A 17,763-nucleotide genomic window follows, 5' to 3' on the forward strand; every position below is an offset into this window, starting at 1 on the left:
CCGGTGATGTGCGCGCCGCCGGTGCACCGGCGGCGCCGCGCTCAGACGATCGGGGGCTCGAAGTCCCAGTACGGACGGTTGCGCGAGCGGGCCGAGACCGTATGGACATGCTGCGCGCCCAGGGTGGTCGCCAGGTCGCCCAGCGCCTCGCTCTCGACCTTTTCGGCCCGCTGCCGTTCCCGTACGCCTCGCAGGTCCGCGGCGTGGGCGATCCGGGCGGAGAGGGTCAGCGGGTGGGTCCGTCCGAGGGTCTCGGTGGCCCTGGAGATGACCGCGTCCGTCAGCGAGGCCGCGGATTCCGGATCTCCCACCAGGTTGCGCAGCGCCGAGGCGTTGACGGCGCATCCCAGGGTCCAGGGGTGGTACTCGCCGACGGCCTGCGTCAATGCGGCGAGGGCCCCTTCCAGGAGGGCATGGGCCTGGTCCCGCTCGCCCACGTTGCGCAGGATCAGGGCGTGGTTGGCCCGCGTTCCCGCCACGAAGGGGTGCTCCTCGCCGAGCATGTTCAGATAGCCGTCGACGACCTTCTCGCTTATGCCCCTGGCCTGGTCGATGTCCGCGTGCTCGCGGGCGAAGCAGCTCTGCCCGGCCGCGAACATCATGGTCAGCGGGTCGTTCTCGCCCAGCACCCGCTCGCATCGCTCCAGGACCCGGGTGAACAGGGCCGAGGCCTTGGCGCGCTCTCCCGAGCGGTAGTGGCACAGCGCGAGGTTGTATTCGGCCCGCAGGGTCTGCGGGTTGTCGTGGCCCAGGACCAGCCGGTGGACCCGGGCGCTCTGGTTCTGGAGCGACAGCCCGTCGCTGTATCGGCCGAGCAGGCGCAGGTCGGTGGCGTAGTTGGTCTGGGAGGACAGGGTCCAGTTGTGGCGCTGGCCCAGGAACTGCCGACGGGCCTCCAGAGTCCGCCGGTTGAGCTCCAGCGACTCCTCGTACCGGCCGAGGAGCCGCAGCGAGACGGCCAGGTTGTTCTGCGCGTTGAGCGTGCGTGAGTCCTGGTCGCCCAGCAGTTCGCGGTAGGCGGCGAGGACCCAGCCGGACATCTCCAGCGCCTCGTCGTACCGGCCGAGGCCCCGCAGGTCGGCGGCGAGTCCTCCGGCGGCACGCAGGTGCTCCAGGTCCTGTACCCCGCGCTCGGTGCGCAGATGGTCCACGGCGGCGCGTTCGATCGCTTCCGTGCCGGCGTAGTCACCTACGGCCCGCAGCAGGTTGGCGTAGTGGTAGCTGAGGTCCCAGATCCTGGGGTGGTCCTCGCCGAGCAGTTCCCGCCATGCCTTCATGGCGCGTTCGCCGAGCTTGATGCCGGCCCGGTACTCCCCCGAGAGGTACATGTAGCGCAGGCAGTTGAGCACCAGGGACTGCACCGCCGGGTCGGTGCTTTTGAGCACGTCGGCCCATTTCAGGTGCGGGGTGATCTCGGCGTAGGTGGGCCACAGGCGGGTGTCGGTGGGCCTGCCGGGGTCCGCGGCGGCGAGGGCCCGGCGGACCACGTCGATGAACTCCCCGCGGTCCCGCTCCGTCATGTCGTGGCCGACGATCTGGTGGACCATGCGGTGCATGTAGAGCGATTCGCCGGCCGACGCCTCGTCGACGGCCGACTCGTGGGACTCCAGCCGGACCACGGAGTACTGGCGGAGCTGAGCGATCGCCTTGTTCCACAGCAGTGGGTCGTTCATCAGGCCGGAGACCTGTTCCGGCAGCTCGCCCGCGGGCATCTCCTTCAGCAGCCGCACGGGGATGGAGCCCGGCGCGAAGAAGCTGCACAGGCGGAGCAGGTCGACGGACTCGGGGACGGTGTCCTTGAGCTTGTTCAGCAGTATCGACCAGGCGGTCTGGAAGGCGAGCGGAAAGTCCGCGGAGACCTTGACGACGTCCTGGTCGATGCCGCCTTCGAGGAGTTCGATGTACTCCTCGACGGAGAGGTCGGAGTCGTTCAGCCAGCCCGCGGTCTGGTCGAGGAGGAGCGGGAGGTCTTCGAGCGCCTCGGCGAGCCGGTCCGCTTCGGCGGGGTTCAGGCGCGGTGCGCGGCGCCGGACGAAGGCGACCGACTCGTCCCGGGCGTAGACGGGCACCTCGACGAGGTTGCTGTTGTGCTCGCCCCACTCCGGGTTGCGCGAGGTGATGAGGACGTGTCCGGGGCCGGTCGGCACCAGGTCCCAGATGTGTTCGGGCTCGTCGGCGCCGTCGAGCACGAGGAGCCAGTGGGAGTGCGGTTCGCCGCGGCGCAGCGCGTCCCGCACCGCGCGCAGCCGCTCGCCGTACTCGACACCGGTGGACAGGCCCAGTTCGGGGGCGAGTTCGGCGAGTCGCTGGCGGTAGAGCGCACGCCGGTCGGCGGGCACCCACCAGACCACGTCGTACTCGGAACCGAAGCGGTAGACGTACTCCGCGGCCAGCTGGGTCTTGCCGACGCCGGACATGCCGTAGAGCGCCACGACCCCGGCACCCGACCCGGCGTCCTGGAGGGCCTGGTACGTCTTGTTGAGCAGTTCCTCACGACCGGTGAACCGGGTGTTGCGCCGCGGTACCCCGCCCCACACCTCGGGGGTGTCGGCCGGGTAGCGGGGGCCCGGCCGGTGCTCGACCTGCTCGGGCAGCGGGTCGGTGGGCAGGCCCAGGCGGACGAGGAGCCGCCGCTCGGCCTCGTCGGCGCCGACATTGGTGAGGTCGGCGGTGCCGAGGACCGAGGTGGCGCCGGGCAGTGCCGACGTGGTGAGGCAGACGGCGGCGAAGCGGTCGGGGTCCGGGGCGACGACCTCGCGCAGCGCCCTGTTCCACTCGTCGTGAGTGCGCGGGCCGAGCTGGAAGTACCAGTCGCTGAGCACCATCAGGACTCGGCCCCTGGAGAGCGTGAGGTCACGCAGCGACTCCTCCAGCGGCACCTCCACCGGGGGATCCCAGCGCTGCTGGACGACCGTCACTCCGCGCCGCTCCAGGCGGTCCCCGATCCACGTCGCCCAGGCGCGGTTGAAACCGGCGAAACTGATGGTGACGATTTGCGCCCCGGTTGCTCCAACTTGCCTACGCGTTCCGGGCATTCAACCGTCTCCCTGCCTCGATTCGAGCCTTGTCAACATACACCGGAGCCTGGTCGTTCCGGCGGACAATCCCTGGGTCTCCGACGGCCTTCACGGACCGTTCCTCTGCTGCCATATCACCTTGGCGGTGGCCACGTACGCCTCCGCGCGCGCGAGGTGCCCCGCAGGAGGCGGACAATCGTCCAGACGGTGGTAGAGCGCGATCATCTCGTTGACCAGTATTCGGCCCTCGCGCGTCAGCGCCGCCGATCCGGCCAGCACGGGGAGTACGGCTCCGACCTGTTCGCGGCATCGGGCGTGCTCGGCCCAGGCCAGGTCGCGGTGGGTGACGCGTCGCGCTCCGAGTGCGAACCGCTGCCAGTAGTCGGCGAGCGCGATGTGCGAGTAGGCGCCCTGCAGGAGGCCGTCGAAGGGGCGGGGGTCGGGGCGCCAGGGGGCGAAGTGGCGTGGGGCCGCGTCCTCGTGGTGCAGCGGTACGAGGGCGCAGAGCGCGGCCAGCTTGGTGTGCTGGAGTTCGTGGACGAGAGTGGAGGCGAAATAGGCGGGGGTGGCCGGCCTGCTGCTGAGGACGGCGCCGAACGCCTCCCGCCTGGTGCCGCTGCAGTGTGCCGCGCTGTCGCCGGCGGGCCCGGAACCGGGTGGCGGGCCGAGCGGGACCAGGCAGCGCAGCAGGACCGCCACCTCGGTGAGGCGGTGCTCGCCGCCGATGCGGAGCAGTGGCGCGACCCCGGCCCAGGACTCGGTCCAGGACTTGCGTGCGTGATCGTCGATGGCGGTGGCGGTGCTCAGCCCGTGCCGTTGGTGGCCGCGGCCGTCGGTGCGGTACGGGTCGGTGTCGTCCAGGGGCACGGGGCCGATGCCGCGTTGCACCGCGGGCAGGACATGCACCGGCAGCCAGCGCGGGTCGGCCGATCCGGTCGCCCCGTCCGGCTGCGTGTGCACGACGAGGGGTGGTTCGATCGCTGTATGACGCAGCGTCAGTTCACTGTCGGAGAAGGCCGCGTCGACCGCTCCGGATGGTTGGGATGCCATGCACAGGGCGCCGAGGGTGGGCAGCGGCAGGAACCCTTCGTGTGCGGTGAGCCGGATCATGAACGGGATTCCGGCACGGATCGCGGCCGCGGCCGCCAGCGCGCTCAAATGGTGCAGGTCTGCCCGGAGTTCGGGGCCCGGTGCGATTCCGGATGCGGGGCCGGGGCCGGACAGGCCGCGCAGGCAGCGCTGTGCCCAGGGGCCCACGAGGGGATGCAGCAGAACGGTGCGCACGGCGGTCCGGTCGGCGCGTTCGGCCTTCTCCAGCAGTGCCCAGTCCTGGCGGAGGCGGTCGAGCGCGTGGGGTGGGAGGACATCGGCGGGAGCGGCCTCGGCCGCGTCGAGCAGGGCCCGCAGCAGGAGGAGCCGTCGGGTGTCCTGATCGCGTACGAGCACGCGGAGGGTGTCGGCGTCGCCCTCGGTGCGGCCGAGTTGACGCAGCATGTGGTCCGGGAGTGGGGGGATCATCGGCGTTCTCCTGCGGTTGCGTCGGACAGCCGGGCGGCGACATGGCGTACCAGCCGTTCGAGGTCGGCGCAGTAGACGGACGGGTTCGCGAAGCCGTTCTCTGCGCGGTAGCGGTGTGCGTAGTGGCCGCCGCCGCAGACGGTCAGCAGCGGACAGGCCCGGCAGGTCGCGGCCAGCGCGTCGGCGCCTGCGCGTCGGGCGGCGACGCCGGGGTGGCGCAGGGCGTCGTCGAAGGTGTGGCGGAAGATGTCGAGCCCCGTGGCGGCGGCGGTGTCGTAGGCGGACTTGAGGGAGTCCACCTGCTCGATGCTCCCGTCGGTCTCGACCACGATCGCGTCGATGGGGTCGAGACCGAGCGATTCGGTGGCGGCGGGCAGGCCCAGCAGCAGGGCGATGCACTCCTCGAAGAGCCGGATCCGGGTCTCCCGCCGTCCGGTGCGCCACCAGCGGTCGAAGACGGTGGTGAGCCAGTCGCCGTACGGGGTCGGGCGGCCGGACGCGGAGCCCGTGCGCGGCAGGCCCGGTGGGGGGTTCGTCCAGTTGCCGTGCGGCAGCAGCAGGTCGATGGCCGGGGGTTGCAGGTCGAGCAGCGACTCGTACATCTCGATCGGTTCGGTACGGGGGTCGACGACGGTGAGGATGCCCGCGTACGCGTCGGGGTGCCGGCCGGCGAGGAGCCGGGCGCCGCGCGAGGCCTCGGGCCAGGAGGGGCGTCCCGCGTGGTCGGTGCGCTGGGTGTTGTGGGCGGCCAGGCCGCCGTCGAGGCTGATGCCGATGCGTATGCCGTACCGGGCGAGCGTGGCGGCGCGGGCCTCGGTGAGAAGGGTCGCGTTGGTCTGGACGGTGGTGTGGACGGTGCAGCCGGCGGGTGCCAGGCCACGTACCCGGTCGGCGAAGGCGGCCAGCCGGTGGGCGCCCGCGAGAAGGGGTTCGCCGCCGTGCAGGACGAGCGCGACGTGGCGCAGTCGATGGGCCGCCGCGTGTTCGGCGATGCGGTGCGCGGTGCGGTCGAGAACGGCGGGTGCGGCGGCGGCCGGGCGGTCGCGCCAGGTGCGGTCGGGGCCCGCGTAGAGGTAGCAGTAGCGGCAGGCGAGATTGCAGCGGCCGTGCACCTTGACGATGAACTGCCCGAAGGAGGGCCTGAGTCGGTCGTGCTCGGCGCGTGGGGGTGTTTTCGGCGTCGCCTGTCGAGACACTCCCGCACCCCCGTGCCGTTCGCATCCACCGGCACGGCCCCCGTCGCCGCCCCGAGGCGAGTATCCCTGGCCCGCCGCGGGGACAAACCCGTGCCCTGTCACGATGTCCTGTTCAACCGGACCCCCGGACCGAAATCATGCGGCCTCGGCTCCGTCGTACCTGAGCCGGGGCCGGACGGAGCCGGCGGGCGTCAGAAGGAGTTGTTGAACCCCCACAGCATCTCCCGCGGCTGCTCGACCCGTCCGCGCAGCTCCGCGACCACCTCGGCGAGCACCGGATGGTCCAGCGTCCGCAGTGACTCCAGATCGAGCGCCAGCAGGTCCGGGAGCGCCTCCGGCCCGCCGGACGGACCGTCCGACGGGCCGCCGTCCGGGATGTCCTTGTGCATCGTGTGCACCGTCTCGCTCATCACGCCTCCCCGTAACACCCCTCGCGCCCGCACCGGCGCGCTCGCCCTTGAGCGCCCGGCCGGGCCGTGTCCCTGATGTCCTGTGTGCCGGCACGGATCCCGCGTCCCGGCCGCCTATGTACGGATGCCCCGCAGGACCGGGGCTACGCCTCGGCGAAGATGCCGTCGAGCGGCGTCGGTCGTGCGCCGGTCGCACGGTGGCGGCCCGCCTCGCGACGCCTCACGCCGCCCGACGCCCCCTCAGCGCTCCAGCTCCGCCAGCCGTTCGGCGGTCGACTCGCCCGCGGATCCGCCGCCGTCCGGCAGCTTGCGCCATTCCTGACGTGCCGTCCGGTACGCCTCGCGGGCCGCCCGGGGGCGTCCCGCTCTCTCGTAGGTCATACCCCGCCAGTGGTTGGCCGTAGCCCCCAACTCGACTGCCTGCCAGATCTGTTGCGGGCTGTCCAGCTCCTCCTGCGCGGTGGCCGCCGCTTCCGCCGCGCCCCGGAACGCCTCGGCCGCCTCGTCGAGCCGGGCCTGGCGTTGGAGTACCCGGGCGGCGTCGAGGTGGGAGCGGCCCAGTTCCAGCCAGCAGCTCGCCTCGGTCAGCGGGTCGGTCGCCTCCTGGGCCGCGAGGCCGAAGAGGTGCTCGGCCTCGCGGAGGTCGACCCGGTCCTCGGTGGCCCGGTGCCGGAGCATCAGTGCGCGGCCCAGCATCAGGAGCCGCCCGGCCTGGCGGGTGCTGCCCGCGGGCGTCTCCGTACGGCAGTCGCGCAGCACCCGGATCGCGGCGCCGATGTGCGGGCGGCCGTCCGGCATCCGGGCCCGGCGCAGCAGGGTGCCGCCCCATTCGGCGAGCAGGTCGGCGTGGGCCCGCGAGTCGCGGGGTACGCCCCGTGCGGCGCGGGCGAACCAGTCGGCGGCGGCCACGAGTTCGTCCGGTTCCCCGGTGTGCTCGTACCGCGCGACACGGATCCGGCCGGCCCTGATCCGGAGCGCGGCGCGCTGCCGCTGTTCGCGTACGGTCGCCAGGGCCTGCTCGACGAGTGTCGCGGCCTCGTCCGGCTCCTCGCCGGAGCCGAGCAGGGCGTCCACCAGGTCCAGCAGGATGCGCACCTCGGTACCGAGGGTGTGCCGGCCGCCCTGTTCGAAGGCGGTGCGCAGGGAGCGGGCGGCCTGGCCCGCGTACACCCGGGACTGTTCGGGGTCGGCGGTGGCACCGGCCAGCTTCAGCAGGGTCCGTCCATGCGCCAGGGGCAGGGTGGTGGGGCGGTTCTCCTGGTCGGGCCAGACATCGGCGAACGCCTCCAGCATCCCGCACGCGGCCTGGAGCAGGGCGGTGTCGCCGTCGAGCCGCCACTGCGCCTCCAGGGCCCGGACCCGCTCCAGGGTCAGCCGGAGGGCCTCGGCCGGGTCCAGGCCGGGGGCCGAGCAGGCGGCCGTGTACTCGCGGTCGGCACGGCGCAGCAGCTCCAGTGCGCCGCGCCGGTCGCCGCGCCGCCGCCGGTCGTCGGCCGCCGCGTGCAACACCTTGGCCAGTACCGCCCGTTCGCGTACCGCGGCGGGTTGCGCGGCGGCCCGTTCGGCGGCGTACTCGGCCTCGCGGAGCAGTTCGGCGTCGCCCTGGACCTCCCACAGCCGCAGCACACAGCGGGAGTATTCCGCCCACAGCCCGGGGTCGGTACCCGGCTGTTCCTCGCGTTCGGCGGCGCCGCGCAGCAGCTGCACCGCGTCGATGAGGTACTGCACCATGCTGTCCGACTCGAACTGCCGCAGGAGGGCGCGGGCGCTCTCCACCGCCGCGTTCGATGTCTGGACGGGCCCCGGACGGCCACCGCGTCCGGTCTGCATCACGAACTGCTCGGGCAGGGGCATGAAACGCTCCAGTACGCGGACCGCGACCTCGGCGAAGGGGTGGGGGACGCGCGACCCGCCGCTTGCGTCGCTCTCCCCGTTCTCACCACCCTCCTCGATCTCCCCGTCGGGTGCGCCGTTCTCCATGGGGTCCTCGCCGGCCGGGGCCGGCGCCGGCATGTATCCGCGTTCGCGCGGGCGTTCGCCGAGCTGGGCGAAGGCCAGGGCGGGGAAGTTCGGCCCGCCCCTCCCGAACCGCTGCTCGATGTACTGCGAACAGTGCTTGAGTACGAGCAGCGCCTCGTCACGGCCCAGCGGGCCGAGCAGCGCCTCCCGGACGCCGGGCACGAATTCGTACCACTGGCCGTCGTGCTCCCCGCCGTCCGCGTTCCTGCTGCGCACCAGCAGCCCGCTGAGCAGCACCTCGGCGAGCTCGGAGGGGCCCGAGTGGGGCAGCATCGTGCGCTGCACCAGCTGCATCACCGGGAGGTGCAGCGGGGCCGCAGCGAGGTAGACGGCCAGCTGTCCGGCGGTCGGTGAGGCCGCCGAGCGGAAGCGGCTGACCAGCTGGAGCGAGGAGAGTTCGCCGCCGGGGCGCTGCTCGGCCGCCGCCGGCTGATCGGCCCGCACCCAGCCGACCGCGCCGGAGATCTGTCCCGAGCCGGTGCCCGAGAGCAGCCTCGCCCAGGCCGCCAACGCCCCTTCCACCGGCGGGAGTACGGGTACGGCGAGGGCTCCGGGGTGCACGGCGGGGCCGGTACCCGGCTGCTCCACGACCTTGAGTACAGCAGCTCCGCCGGGGCCGTCGCCCCGGGACAGCGAGCCGTAGGTGACCGGCAGCCTGGTGCGGTTCCACATCCGTTGCGGGAGCGGCTGGAGCACGGCGGCCGGGGCCTGCGCGGCCAGTCGGTGCAGCAGCCGGTGGGCCCGGCCGCTGTGCCAGAGCGGGCCGGCGCAGTCGCTGACCAGGACGGTGACACGGCGGCCGGTCGGATCGCTCAGCCGGTCCGCGGAGTTCAGCGGTGCCGCGGCCGGATCGGGGCTGCGACTCACTGCGGCCGCGCCGTCCGGGCCCTGGTGCAGATAGCGCACCTGGACATCCCGAAATGCCCCCAACTGGCCGAATATCCCCTGGAGTTCACCGAACATCCGGTCCCACACCAGCATCGAGGACGAGGCGTCCATGACGCACTGCAGGACCGCCTCGCCCCGGGACACACCGCGGAACACCGGGATGATCAAACCCCCGGCACGGGCGCTGAGTTCGGCGGTCGCCGTCTCGTCGAGGGTGCTGCGCACGGGTGGCGAGGCGGGGTGGTAGCGCTGCAACGGTCTCAGCGCCCGCTGGAGTTCGAGGGGTGCGGGCAGTGCCGGGGCGGCGGGCACGCCGAAGGTGAGCGCGGCCGTACGTCCCTTCCGGGCGCCGCCCGGACCCGTGCCGGACGGGCCGCCGGAGCGGACACGGCCGGAGGGGCCGGTGCGCGGTACGGGATAGAGCGTGATCCGCTGGTCCGGGTCCTCGGGGTCCGCCCGCGGCAGGGGCTCGTCGTCCGGCACGTCGTGCGCGGGCTTCACGCGGCCGGGCGCGGGGGCTTCGGGCTGCCCGTCCGGGCGCTCCGGGGGGAGGTGGACGGCCGGAACGTACCCCTGCTCCTCGGCATCGGCCGGTGGCGCGTCCGGGTGGCGGGCCCAGCGGGCCAGCCAGAGCGCGTCGCGCAGCTGCTCGACGTCGGGGTCGAGCCCGGCCTCGCGCAGCCGCGCCACGAAGGCCGGGTAGAGCCCCGCGTCATCGGGGCCGGGGCCGGGGTCGGGGCCGGGGCCGGGGTCGGGGCCGGGGCCGGGGTCGGGGCCGGGGCCGGGGGTGAGATCGGCGTGGGGCTCGATGCCGGTGCCGGTACCGGTGTCGGCACTCGCGTCGGTGCCGGTGCCGGTACCGGTGTCGGCACTCGCGTCGGTGCCGGTGCCGGTACCCGCATCGGTACTGGTGTCGGTACCCGCGTCGGTACCAGCCCTGGGACCGGTGTCCGTACCGGCGTCGGTACCGGCCCCGGCGTCGGCGTCGGCCCCGGTGTTGGTGTCGGCCCCGGTGTTGGTGTCGGCCCCGGTGTCGGTGTCGGCACCGCTCCCGACCGGTCCGTCCACCGCCCGCGTCCCGTCCACCGCCCGCGCCCCGTCCGCCACGCCGCGGCCGTCGCCGTCGTGGTGTTCGTCGTCCGGTCCGTGTCGTGCACCGGCGCCCGCCATCAGCACATCACCTCGGCCGGTCGAGTCGCTGGATGAGCAGGTCGGCCAGGCGGTCGCGGCCGGCCGGGGCCGCGGCGTCGGTGAGGTAGATCGCGTTCAACAGCTGGTCCGTGGCGAGCAGTTCACTGCGGGACCGCTCCAGGAAGTGGGCGATGAGGTCGTCCCCGGAGCGCGCCGCCTCGTCGCCGAGATGGGCGCGTACGAAGGTCGCGAGGCGCTGGTGGTCGGGGCGTCCGAGTTCCAGGTGGATGCAGCGGCGCATCAGGGGCGCCGGGAAGTCCCGCTCCCCGTTGCTGGTGAGCACCACGAACGGGAAGGCGGTGCACTGTACCCGGCCGCCCCGCACCGTCACCTTGTTGCCGTCGTCGTCGAGGACCTGCGCCTCGCCGTCGGGCAGCCGGTCGGCGATCCGCTCCAGTTCCGGAATGCCGAACTCGCCCTCCTCCAGCACGTTCAGCAGGTCGTTCGGCAGGTCGATGTCGCTCTTGTCCAGCTCGTCGATGAGCAGTACCCGGGGCCGGTCCGAGGGCAGCAGCGCGGTGCCGAGCGGTCCGAGCCGGATGTAGCTGCCCACGTCGTCCGCGGCGCGGGCCCCGTCGGGGTCGGCCGCGGCGCTGTGTGCGGCGATCTGTACGTCCTGGAGCCGGGCGATCGCGTCGTAGTGGTACAGGCCGTCCAGCAGCGTCGTCCGGCTCACGATCGGCCAGCGCAGCACCCGGCCGAGCCCCAGCTCGTGGGCGACCGAGTGGGCCAGGGTGCTCTTTCCCGCGCCGGGCGTGCCGGTGACCAGCAGTGGACGCCGCAGATAGAGCGCGGCGTTGATCATTTCGAGCTCCTCGGCGCCCGGCCGGTGGAGTTCGGCGATGTGCCGGTGGCCGCCGAGACGCCGGTCGGCGGAGCCGTCACCGTCGGGCTCGTCGGGGGCCGGGGCGCCACGGCTCGCGAAGTCGCGCCAGGGCGGCGGCGGCGGCAACTGCTCGATGCCTTCGTGCGGTTCGCCGGCCCCTCGGTAGATGAGCCACTCGCTGGGTTCACTCATAACGTGTTCCTCGTCATCACTCGTCCGGCCAGGGGCAGCAGTCGAACGTGGTTCACCGTAGTCATCCGGGACATCCCTGGTAAGGGGGTTCACGGGGCCTGCAACAACGGGCCGGGCGGGGGCGGTTGCGGGTTTCCGTAGACCAGCGCGATGCCGTCCGACCAGAACATGTCGGGGCGGCCCTCCCGCACCCCTTTTCTCAGTTCCTGGATCTTGCGCGGGAGCCGGTCGGCGACGACCGCCCCGTCGACCGTGTCGACGACCCGGAGATGGAACTCCGTGCAGGACGCGGGCCGCTCGGCCCGCGGGCGCCGCCACAGGACCACGCCGAACCCGCCGTCGAGCACCCGCGCGAACCCCGCGACGCTCTGGGCGTCGTGCCGGCCGCCGTACCGGCAGAGGACCGGGACGGTCTCGTACGGCAGTCCGCGCAGCTTCGCCGTCACGGGCACGGGTACCCGCATTTCGTCGTCGCAGTCGAGGACGGCGGCCCGGGTCGGGCCGCTGCGGATGCGGTTCCAGCGCGCTTCGCGCTCCAGGACCGCGTCGTCAACCGGGTCGGGGCCCTCGTCCGAGCACCGCACGACCACCGGCCGCAGCACTCCGAGTGGCAGGCTGTCCGCGGGCAGCTGCCACTTCTCGACCTCCAGGTCGAGCAGTGCCGACGGCACCACGACCTGGAGGATCGCGGGATTGTCGGGCTCGTCGCACATCCGGAACGCCTTCCCGAGGGAGGCGCCGAGCCTGGCCGGGAGCTCGTCGGCCCTGGTGCCCTGGTAGTTCTCGGTGACGGGCAGGTCCTCGGCCGAGAGGCGGGCGACGACCCGCCAGTCGTAGTGGTCCGGCTGCCAGGCGCGGGGCTCCAGATGGAGCACGACGAATGTGGGGGCCTTCGGTGGCCGGACCGGCTCGTCGGCCGCTCCGGGCGTCCGCAGGTGCTCGGTGCCCGGGGCGTATCTGCCCTGGTTCCGGAGCCTGGCCATCTCGCGGCGGAACGGCCTGCGCAGCCGGTCCTCCGCGGTCTCCCGCACCCAGTCCCACAGAGCGTCCTCGGCGAGCCGGGTGGAGGGGACCACATAGGGGCGTTCGGCGGCGATGGCGCTCATGCAGTAGCGCAGGATGCGCTCCAGCGCCTCGTCACCCTCGCGCGCGTCGTACAGGACGCCCAGGCCGTCCCGCCAGCCCCGGGGGGCCGGGACGCCGACGGTCCGGTATCCGTACCCGAGGCCGCCGAGGATGTCGAGCAGGCTGCGGGTGCTGACCGGTGGAGGGAGCTTGGCGAGCCGTCCCAGCAGGTCGACGCGCTGCTGCGGGGTGAGCGCCGGGCCCGCCACGGTGCCCAGGTCCCGCTGGACGTCCGCCCAGGTCTCCTCGTCGTCGACGGGGTTGTTGTGCCGGTCGGCGTGGTAGCGGTCGTGGGCGTGGAACACGGCCTGGTACGGGTCGTCGGACTCGGCCGTGGCGGCCCGGACCGGCACGGGCAGTGTGCGCAGCCGCTCCACGCCGATCGCCGTACCGCCGTCGGTGTCGGTGGAGCGTGACTTGAGTACGCCGACGACCTCGCCGCGGGCCAGGTCGACCACGGGTCCGCCGGACATGCCCGCGTACAGCTGGCTCGCCTCGATCAGCACCTGTTCGTCGCCGTCGGCCCAGTCGTCGACGGTGCCCACCACCCGGCACTCCCGGCCGAGCCGTTTGAGCGCCCCCGCCCCGCCGTCCGCCCAGCCCGCGAAGTAGTAGGCGCCGCGGTTCATGCCCGTGGAGCGCTCGCTGAGGTACACACAGGGGTGTTCGACGGGCCGCACCAGCTGGATGAGGGCGAGATCGGGGGCCGGCCAGCCGCCCGTGCCGGGCCGTTCCTCGGGCAGGGCCGCCACGACCGTGCCCCCGACCCTGACGGCATCGCCGCCGCGAGCGGTCTTGTAGACCACGTTCACCTGACGCCCCCTCCCCTCCATCGCCACGTGCGCGCACGTGAGGACCCAGCTCGGAGCGATGAAGAAGCCGCTCCCCAGGAAGTCGCCGTCGGATCCGTCAGGGGCATACCCGGGCTCCGGACGATGGATGCGCACCGTGGCGTCCTTCACGAGGCTCATCAGCGCGGATTCCGCCCCGTTCGGCCCCGGCCACGCGCCCCTGCCCGGCGGCTGCGTCACGATCCGCTTCCGTCGTCCGGCGCGGTGCCGCCCGCATGCGCCGGTGCGCCGGTGGATGCCCCGGCGGCCGGATCGGTGGCAGCCGCGCCGCCGGGCCGCATGGTGGAAGCAGCGGGGGTGGACGGGGCGGAAGGGGCAGGAGAGGCGGGTGGGGCGATCAGGGGCGGCGCCGAAGGGGCGGGCGGCGGCACGAAGGGCACCGGGGTGGCCGGCTGCCCCGGCCCCTGCGCGGGGGGCGGTGGGTCGAGGGGCGGTCCGCCGCCGTTCCACGTCAGTGTGACCTTGATCGACCCCTTGGCCTCGCCGTCCGCGAGCAGCCCGACGACCTTGCCGGACTTCGCGGTGAGCTCGATGCCGAACTCGACGCTGACCTCGTCGGGCCGCACGGACCGCAGCGGCTCGGCGAGCGAACGCGCCACGCTGGTCACGACCCCTTGCAGGCTCTCGACCCGGGCCTGTACCCGATCGGTGATGTTCCCGGCGCCGATGTCCGTGAACGACGGTCCCGATCCGGGCCGCGCCAGTTCCTCGGCGCCGGAGATCCGCGCCCAGACCTCCGTACCGTCGGGCATCTCAATGCGCGTAATACGGGCGTCACTGTCACCCATGAAACCCCCCGTTCCCCAACTACCCGCAGGTTAACGGCAGTCCGCGTCCGATGCGAGGTACATGGACGGGTACACGGACCAGGACGCGGGGGTGGCGCCGGCCGGTTCTCGGTGGGGTCGCGGGGGTGGTGCGGGCCGGTCCGGGCGGGTCGCGGGGCCGCCGGAACGTGCCGTCCGGGAACCCGTTCCCGGCCTTCGGGCGCCTGTCACCAGGCATTAGGCTTGCCGCATGTACTTCACCGACCGCGGTATCGAGGAGCTGGAGAAGCGGCGAGGCGAGGAAGAGGTCACTTTCGAGTGGCTCGCCGAGCAGCTCCGTACGTTCGTCGATCTCAATCCCGACTTCGAGGTGCCGGTCGAGCGCCTCGCGACCTGGCTGGCCCGGCTCGACGACGAGGACGACGACGAGTAGTCACTCGCGCCCCTCCGCCGGTTCCCCGGCGCCCCTGATCCGGTCGTAGGCGAGCCCGAGCGCCCCGTGCGCCAGCAGCAGCGCCCCCGCGAGCACCCATCCGCCGCCGCGGCGCCTGATACCCCACAGGGCCAGCGGCAGTCCGGCGGCGAACTGGGCACCGGCCAGTATCCGGGCCCTGGGGCCGCGCATCCAGGGCCCGAGGCGGCTGTTCTCGACCGCGTCGAGTTCGGCCCGCACCGCCCCGCGCCAGCCGGTCCAGGCGACCGGTTCCGCCTCGGGCCGGTCGTCGGCCGCGGCGTACAGCCGGTCGCCGGGCGTGTCCGGGTCCAGGCCGGGCGGCAGGATCAGCCCGATCCGGGTCAGTACGGCGAGCAGCCCGCGCAGCCGGATGCGCGCGTCGGCGTCCGGGTCCACGCGGGTCAGCTCTTCGAGCGCCTGGACATCCAGTACGGGGTCGAGGCCGAGGCGCTCGACAAGCGTGCGCATGGCCTCGTCCTCGCCGGCCGGGGTGCCGTCCGCGAGCCAGACGTAGCCGACCGGGCGGCGGAAGCCGGAGGCGAGCGTGCAGCCGGCCCGGTCGCCGTCCCACCACAGGGCGAGCACGGCCCACGTCGAGCCGACGGCGAGCGCGGCGGCCCAGCCGGACACGACCCGGTCGACCGGCTCCATGACATCCGCGGCACGCAAACCGGGGCCCGGGCCCGGGCCCCGCCAGGGCGTTCCCTCGGGTACGAGGATGGACCATCCGTCTCCGGCGGGGGCGAGCAGCATTCGCTCGCGCAGCAGAGTGGCCACCGGCCGTACGGCCTCCGGTTCGGCCCGGCACAGCAGCAGCGCCCCTGCGGGAGATGTCGCATTCATGCCTCACACGCTAGGGCAATTTGCCCGCATTGGGCGCCCTTCGATCCCTCGATGGCCACCTGGCGGCGTCCCGACGGATCCCTCGATGGCCGCCCGACGATTCCCCGGTGATCGCCCGATGGCCGCCCGACGATTCCCCGGTGATCGCCCGACGGCCGCCCGACGATTCCCCGGTGATCGCCCGACGGCCGCCCGGCGATCCCCTGATCGCGCACCAAGGGCGTCGCGACGCGCCTTGACTTCCCCGTTCCGCGATATATCGTGTTGTTCAAGAGACGCGATATGTTGCGTCACGCCGCGCTCCCCGGGAGGTCAGATCCATGCCTGCGTCGACATGGGCCATCGCCGAGCCCCAGAAACTGACCTTCGACGACCCCGTGACGTCGCTCAATGTGCGCATCGTCGGGGGCACCGTCAATGTCGTAGGCACCGAGGAGCCGGCCGCCCGGCTGGAGGTCTCCGGGATCGAGGGTCCGCCGCTGATAGTGACCCTGGAGGACGGCACGCTCACCGTCGCGTACGAGGACCTGCCCTGGCACGGCTTCCTCAACTGGTTCGACCGCAAGGGGTGGCACCGCAGCGCGGTCGTCTCGCTCGCCGTGCCGGCCGGGTCGGCGGTGGAGGTCGGCGTCGTCGGCGCGGGCGCCGTCGTCTCCGGGATCCGCGGCCGTACGGACGTCCGGGGCGTCACCGGCGACACCACGCTCGTCGGTCTCGCGGGGCCGGTGCTGGCCGACACGGTCTCCGGCAACGTGGAGGCCCAGTCGGTCACCGGCGAGCTCCGTTTCCATTCGGTCTCGGGCGATCTGACGGTCATCGAGGGCGCCGGGGTCTCGGTACGGGCGGAATCGGTCAGCGGCAACATGGTGCTCGACCTGAACCCGACCGGGAAGCCCACGGACATCCGGCTGACCACGGTCTCCGGCGAGGTCGCCATCCGGCTGCCGCACCCGGCGGACGCGACGGTCGAGGCCAACACCGCGAGCGGCTCCGTCTCCAACGGCTTCGAGGATCTGCGGGTCGGCGGCATGTGGGGCGCGAAGAAGATCACCGGCACGCTCGGCGCCGGGACCGGGAAGCTGCGCGCGACCACCGTCTCGGGGTCGATCGCCCTGCTGCGCCGCCCACCGGCCGAGGACGGTCCGTACGATGCCGAGCCGACCGGAAAGGTGCTCTGACATGCCCCCCGTATTCGCCCACGGCCGTCTCCGGCTCTACCTGCTGAAACTCCTCGACGAGGCCCCTCGCCACGGATACGAGGTGATCCGGCTCCTGGAGGAGCGCTTCCAGGGGCTGTACGCCCCCTCGGCGGGCACGGTCTATCCCCGCCTCGCCAAGCTGGAGGCCGAGGGCCTGGTCACCCATGCCACCGAGGGCGGGCGCAAGGTCTACTCGATCACCGACGCGGGCCGCGCCGAACTGGCCGGCCGCACGGGCGAGCTGGCCGATCTGGAGCTGGAGATCCGGGATTCGGTCTCCGAGCTGGCCGCCGAGATACGGGACGACGTACGCGGCGCCGCCGGCAAGCTGCGCAGCGAGATGCGGGCCGCGGCGCACGAGACCCGGCATACCGGCACCGGATCGGGCTCGGGCTCGGGCCGCAAGGGCGACTGGGAGTCCGCCTTCGGAGACCTCGGGGACTTCGGTGACAAGGAGGCGTGGCGCGCCGCCAAGGAGGAGCTGCGCAAGGCCAAGCAGGAGTGGAAGGAGCAGGCCCGCCGGGCGAAGGACGAGTCCCGCCGTGCCCGTGAGGACGCCCAGCAGGCCCGCCGCCAGGCCAAGGAGGCCCAGGACAGGGCGCGCGAGCAGATGCAGAACGCCGCCCGGCAGGTCCAGGAGCACTTCGCCCGGGGCGACTGGCCCTCGGGCGTACGGGAGGGACTGGCCGAGATCACCGGCCAGCTCGGCGGCTTCGCCAGGACGGCCGGATGGCCCCCGTACGCAAAGCCGGAGCCGGCCGACACCGACGCGGACGCGGACGCGGACTGGGGCAAGGACATCCCCCGCACCGGTGACCCGGCCCGCGACCTGGACCGGCTGCTCGACCGCTTCCGCGACGACATCCGCGACACCGCCCGGGACAAGGGCGTCACGGAGGACCAGCTGAGGGAGGCCCGCCGCCACCTGTCGACGGCGGCGGCCCAGATCGGGGCACTGCTGCGGAAGGTCGACGACGGGCCGAAGTGACGGGACGGGGGCGGGACAGCGGCCGGACCGGGCCGGACCGGACCGAGAGGTCAGCCCGCCTCCTTGAACCCGTCCCCCCTCCTCCCCTTCCCCGCCGCTCCCGTACAGCGCACGGTTGACCGTGACGACGGGCCGAAGTGACGGGACGGGGGGCGGGGCAGGGGCCATGCCGGGCCGGACCGGGGGTCAGCCCGCCTCCTTGAACCCGTCCCCCCTCCTCCCCTTCCCCGCCGCTCCCGTACAGCGCACGGTTGACCGTGACGACGGGCCGAAGTGACG

General features: G+C 73.2%; 12 protein-coding genes. 3 read left to right on the forward strand and 9 right to left on the reverse strand.

What is annotated here, in order from left to right:
• Positions 1-41 precede the first annotated feature (41 nt).
• The 8 genes from fxsT to ACFVH0_RS38460 all read right to left on the reverse strand — a co-directional run bounded on the left by fxsT (position 42) and on the right by ACFVH0_RS38460 (position 14,021).
• A complete protein-coding gene (fxsT, locus tag ACFVH0_RS38425) occupies positions 42-3,035 on the reverse strand; it encodes an FxSxx-COOH system tetratricopeptide repeat protein (protein ID WP_385828048.1) in 2,994 nt (997 codons plus the stop codon).
• A gap of 90 nt (positions 3,036-3,125) precedes the next feature.
• Positions 3,126-4,535 carry an aKG-HExxH-type peptide beta-hydroxylase gene (locus tag ACFVH0_RS38430; RefSeq protein WP_385828050.1) on the reverse strand — a complete coding sequence of 470 codons (1,410 nt, stop codon included), beginning with the start codon at positions 4,533-4,535 and terminating at the stop codon, positions 3,126-3,128.
• Positions 4,532-5,731: an FxsB family cyclophane-forming radical SAM/SPASM peptide maturase gene (locus ACFVH0_RS38435; RefSeq protein ID WP_385828052.1), complete on the reverse strand. Its 1,200-nt coding sequence runs from the start codon at positions 5,729-5,731 to the stop codon at positions 4,532-4,534. Before ACFVH0_RS38435 ends, ACFVH0_RS38430 begins: the two co-directional genes overlap by 4 nt.
• 191 nt (positions 5,732-5,922) lie before the next feature.
• A complete protein-coding gene (gene fxsA / locus ACFVH0_RS38440; RefSeq protein ID WP_385828080.1) occupies positions 5,923-6,120 on the reverse strand; it encodes an FxSxx-COOH cyclophane-containing RiPP peptide in 198 nt (65 codons plus the stop codon).
• Positions 6,121-6,381: 261 nt separating this feature from the next.
• Complete coding sequence (locus tag ACFVH0_RS38445) at positions 6,382-10,218, reverse strand: SAV_2336 N-terminal domain-related protein (RefSeq protein WP_385828054.1); 3,837 nt, start codon at positions 10,216-10,218, stop codon at positions 6,382-6,384.
• 7 nt (positions 10,219-10,225) lie between these two features.
• Positions 10,226-11,257, reverse strand: coding sequence for a MoxR family ATPase (locus ACFVH0_RS38450; protein ID WP_259928684.1), 1,032 nt, complete (start codon positions 11,255-11,257; stop codon positions 10,226-10,228).
• 89 nt (positions 11,258-11,346) lie between these two features.
• A complete protein-coding gene (locus tag ACFVH0_RS38455) occupies positions 11,347-13,353 on the reverse strand; it encodes a trypsin-like peptidase domain-containing protein (protein ID WP_385828056.1) in 2,007 nt (668 codons plus the stop codon).
• A gap of 56 nt (positions 13,354-13,409) precedes the next feature.
• A complete protein-coding gene (locus tag ACFVH0_RS38460) occupies positions 13,410-14,021 on the reverse strand; it encodes a CU044_2847 family protein (RefSeq protein ID WP_385828058.1) in 612 nt (203 codons plus the stop codon).
• Between the two features lie 229 nt (positions 14,022-14,250).
• Here ACFVH0_RS38460 and ACFVH0_RS38465 point away from each other — a divergent pair, with 229 nt between their 5' ends.
• Complete coding sequence (locus ACFVH0_RS38465) at positions 14,251-14,433, forward strand: DUF6104 family protein (RefSeq protein ID WP_019075209.1); 183 nt, start codon at positions 14,251-14,253, stop codon at positions 14,431-14,433.
• On the opposite strand, the gene ACFVH0_RS38470 is transcribed toward ACFVH0_RS38465, so the two are convergent.
• Positions 14,434-15,297, reverse strand: a complete 864-nt coding sequence (locus ACFVH0_RS38470) for a hypothetical protein (RefSeq protein WP_385828060.1) — start codon at positions 15,295-15,297, stop codon at positions 14,434-14,436.
• A gap of 320 nt (positions 15,298-15,617) precedes the next feature.
• On the opposite strand from ACFVH0_RS38470, the gene ACFVH0_RS38475 reads away from it, so the two are divergent.
• Positions 15,618-16,475 (forward strand): DUF4097 domain-containing protein, encoded by an 858-nt coding sequence (locus ACFVH0_RS38475; protein WP_385828062.1) that lies wholly within the window; start codon positions 15,618-15,620, stop codon positions 16,473-16,475.
• Position 16,476: 1 nt separating this feature from the next.
• Complete coding sequence (locus ACFVH0_RS38480; protein WP_385828064.1) at positions 16,477-17,484, forward strand: helix-turn-helix transcriptional regulator; 1,008 nt, start codon at positions 16,477-16,479, stop codon at positions 17,482-17,484.
• The last annotated feature ends 279 nt before the right edge of the window (positions 17,485-17,763 follow it).

The sequence above is a fragment of the Streptomyces sp. NPDC127117 genome, assembly GCF_042677325.1.
Lineage (GTDB): Bacteria > Actinomycetota > Actinomycetes > Streptomycetales > Streptomycetaceae > Streptomyces.